Consider the following 3700-nt stretch of genomic DNA (forward strand, 5'->3'; position numbering starts at 1 on the left):
CAAAAAAGCCTCTCCGGCGCCGGAGAGGCTTTTTTGCAGATTGAGAATATGGGAGGGTGTTTTAAGCGCCGCTGACCCGAATAATGGGAACGTTGTTCGTCAGTAAGGCGACTCCGCTAAGAGACGGCGCGAGGATATCCGGGACGGTGACCGGGGCGCCCAGTCCCGCCGCCGCCCCCGATCCGTTCACGGCCAAGAGCCGGTACCAAAACCTCTGCTTTGGAATGGCGGTCGTATCGGGATAGGCGGCGGACGGGGTCACTGAGGCCTGGATCGTGACGTATGCGCCGGCGCCGCCGCTCACATCCGAAGCGCGCTGGAGATCGTAAGAGGCGGCGCCCCCGCCGAGAGCCGGGATGATGACCGGCACGACTTTCGACGTCAGCGTTCCGAACGTAAGTGACGGCGCCGCCGTGGGCGGCGCTGACGGAGCGCCGATCAATGCATTCGCGCTATCGTAGGCGTGGAAGTCAGTAATCTCAGAAGCTGGTCCGCCCTGTAAATATCTGGCGTTGATATTGCACGCAAACGTCGAACCAGAGGATATCGGCCCAACTGCGTTCCAGTTCACGCCATCCGTCGAATACAATATAAAGAAGTAGAACAGGTTTCCTGAAAGTCTGACTCCTCGGACATTGACAGTCGAACCTAAATCAATGAACGCTCGTAAGTATCCATGCCCTGTTCCGGCTGTCGTGTATCCTGTCGACGCATCTCCGGGGTTTCCGTCGTAGAGCAACGGAGCGTCAAGAACGAAGTCCGGCGCATCCATGTGCGAACCGCTATCATTGATGATGTACTTGTAGGCGAGTGCATTCAATCTTGATCTCCTTTCTCTGACGCGGGGTCGCTGAGATGGTCGGTTGTGAAATTCGCGAGCTTTGAAGACATGGACCGGGACGGCCTCGCGCGCGCTGACAACCTCTCTCGGTTTCCGGGAGACGATCAGGAAGGCAACGGCGACGCAAAGAAGCAGAAAAAACGCAACAACTGCTTTGGAACGTGTCTCTGTGTTTGATCGCATAGTACATTATACGACCGAATTAGAGGGGTTTTGTTGCACTCATTGCGAGATTTATCTCGGGGTAGCCCACAAGATCTGCGCCAGGCTTGACGCGACCATCTCCGACCGGTACTTCTCGATCTCCTGGATACGGTCCGTTAGCATCTTCAACTGGTCGATGTCCGTGTCTTCCATATCGATCGGTCCGAAGTAGGCGCGCGCAAAGGCGAAGTTCTTTCCCCAATCGGCCGCCGCTCCGCGAGCTGGGGCGCTCGCGGAGGTCCCTAAAAACTTTCGCGCATTCCGCGATTGACGCGCAGGATCATCCGGACGGCGCGCAGGAACCACGCGAGATCGAACTCCTCTTCCAATTCCTCACGCGTGATGTCCTTTTGCCGGCGGCGGAGCGCGAACAAAACGGCATTGTACATCGCATCCTGGACGGCCGTGTCGTTGCTCACGGCGCTCGGCAGCGCGGAAATGAAGAACGTCACTTCCTGGAGGGTATAAGAGGGCGGATCGCTCTCCGGCGTTCGCTTCAGAAGCGCGTTATAAACATCCGTCACCAGCTCCAGGTCCGCCGGCGCATCATCGGGAGCCGCCATGGCGATCGCGAGCAGAAGCGCGTGACACTTATACACCATCGCGTAGCCTTCATTCAGGTACTTCAACGGAAACTGGGCGATCTTCAGCGGACGATCTCCCAGCATGATGGTCTCGCCCTCGCCCATCGCGACGGAAAGCGAAACCGGCTCCGCCTCATTGACATCCTCGGCGGAGCCCGACTTCTGTACCGGAGCGCTTTGCCTGTCCAGGCGCTCCTGACGCTGCTGGAGCTGGGCCGCCGTTAATTCTTTTGCCATGGATCTCTCTCCGATCCGGCGCGGTAGACCGCGCCGGATCTCATTCCGATTGACTATGATGTCCGTTGATAATCAGGGGTATCTGTTAACTATCAGATCGTCCGGTTATGCGGTGTAGGCGTTGATCGCATTGATCGGGACACTGGTGATGGGCGTGGCCGCCGCCGTGATCGTCGCCAAGGCCTCCGAATGCCATAGCTCAATGATCACCGCGCAGCTGGAGGCCGCGTCATAGTAAGCCTTCCAGTTCACGGACTGCATGATGGCGTTCTTGCCCTGAACAGGCTTGGCGACCTTCTTGTATTGGGCTTTCGGCACCTTGTAGTACAGCCGCGGCCGGTACCCGGTGGTGGTCGGCTCACCGATGATGGCAAGCTGCATCGAGAACGTCCGAATTCTCTTGGTCGCCCCATACGGCACGGTGACCGAATCGAGCTTGCCGAAGTAGACGATCGATTCCGCCTCGTTTCCGAAATACATGGTCATATCACCGGTATAGGTGCAGCCTTCGGAGAAATGCGCGACCGGACCTCGGTAACCGGTCAGCCCTTGCCGCTCCTGCATTGCCTTGTCGAGCTTGATGTTGAAGACCTTGCACTGCGGCGCGAGGTTGCCGGCGATCGTCATGATCGCCTGAGACGATCCGAAACAGGCGTTCGGGTCCATGCCGGCGGTGTCCAGAGCGACATCGGTGAGCACGCCATCGGTCCGGTAAATCAGCTGATTGAGCGCCAGCCACTCGAACGTCGCCTGGAGGGGCGTCGACTGCGTCTTGTCCACCGAAAAGCTGTGTGAGTTCACCTTAGAGCCTGGGAAGGCGTAGACGGAGTTGCCGCGCTTCTCCAGGAGCGTATGCGGGACAAAACCTCGCTTCGATTTCCACTGGTGAACAAAGAAGGATTGGGGCGCGACGTCCGCGCTGACGTCGATCTTCGCCAGGTCCGTGAGGACGTACGGCGTACCGATCGCGATGTTCGAAGCGACCAGCGTCTCAGCACCGCTCGCTAAACTGGCGTACAGGTTCCAGCCGGTGGCGCCTGTCTGAACCGCAGGAGAGGCGACGCTGATACTGTTGGTCACGCCGGCGCTCGTGGTGGCGCTGAACTCAGTACTGGCCGTCGTGACGCCCCAGTCGGTCGGGCGAACGTAGGCCGTCTTGAAGTAAACCTGCTGCGTGGCGGGGATCACGCCGCCCGCTGCGGAAGCTGTTGCGGCCGTAGCAGCCGGCGCGGTCCCGCCGCCCACGGTTTCCGTGGGATCGCCAAACAGAGCGCAAAGGGCGCGGCTGAGGCCTTCCGGCGTCCATGTGGAGAGGATCGACTCGGGGCCGACCTTGCTGACGCCCGGAGCGCTTTCAATGTCCGTATCGATATTCTGAAGGGTTTCGCGATCGGGATTGTCCAGGTCGATATCCATCGACCCGCTGAGCCGGTCATAACCTTTCTGGGCCTTGCACGGGATGCCTTCGGTCGCTTCGCGGGCGATCCCAAGTAAGGAATCCATGCCTGTATACGTTTCGTTCGCCATGATGTTTCCTGTTCTCAGAGGCCATGGCCCGCGCACGTAGACGAGCGGCGACCAGGCCGAGTAAAGAGCGACGTTTGCTTGGTAGCGACGCGCCCGGTAAATATAAATCTGCTGGGGAACGACGGGGGAATCGTCAAAAGAAAACGACGCTCCGTCGAGAAGCGTCGTCAGCAGTGAAAAATTCGCGTCGTCGATGCCGGTGACGGACCGCCAAATTTCAATGGCGTCCGAGGTTGGGGAGGGCATGCGGCCTCCTTACGGCTGGACTGTTGCCGCCGTGTCCTGCGCCGGCGGCGCCAGCGCGGCC

Annotated in this window: 5 protein-coding genes; 1 reads left to right on the forward strand and 4 read right to left on the reverse strand. The window is 59.5% G+C overall.

The features are described 5' to 3' along the window. Window positions 1–61: 61 nt before the first annotated feature. A complete protein-coding gene (locus tag ABIZ35_RS11795) occupies window positions 62–820 on the reverse strand; it encodes a discoidin domain-containing protein (RefSeq protein ID WP_348220101.1) in 759 nt (252 codons plus the stop codon). Between the two features lie 45 nt (window positions 821–865). On the opposite strand from ABIZ35_RS11795, the gene ABIZ35_RS11800 reads away from it, so the two are divergent. Next, on the forward strand, window positions 866–1018 hold the full coding sequence (locus ABIZ35_RS11800) for a hypothetical protein (RefSeq protein ID WP_348220102.1): 153 nt from the start codon (window positions 866–868) through the stop codon (window positions 1016–1018). 57 nt (window positions 1019–1075) lie between these two features. On the opposite strand, the gene ABIZ35_RS11805 is transcribed toward ABIZ35_RS11800, so the two are convergent. The 3 genes from ABIZ35_RS11805 to ABIZ35_RS11815 all read right to left on the reverse strand — a co-directional run bounded on the left by ABIZ35_RS11805 (window position 1076) and on the right by ABIZ35_RS11815 (window position 3639). Further along, window positions 1076–1198: a hypothetical protein gene (locus ABIZ35_RS11805; protein WP_348220103.1), complete on the reverse strand. Its 123-nt coding sequence runs from the start codon at window positions 1196–1198 to the stop codon at window positions 1076–1078. Window positions 1199–1287: 89 nt separating this feature from the next. After that, entirely contained in the window at window positions 1288–1866 is a 579-nt protein-coding gene (locus ABIZ35_RS11810; protein WP_348220104.1) for a hypothetical protein, read from the reverse strand. A gap of 105 nt (window positions 1867–1971) precedes the next feature. Next, entirely contained in the window at window positions 1972–3639 is a 1668-nt protein-coding gene (locus ABIZ35_RS11815) for a hypothetical protein (protein WP_348220105.1), read from the reverse strand. Window positions 3640–3700: the final 61 nt, after the last annotated feature.

This window comes from Capsulimonas sp. (genome assembly GCF_039929585.1).
Classification (GTDB): Bacteria; Armatimonadota; Armatimonadia; order Armatimonadales; family Capsulimonadaceae; genus Capsulimonas.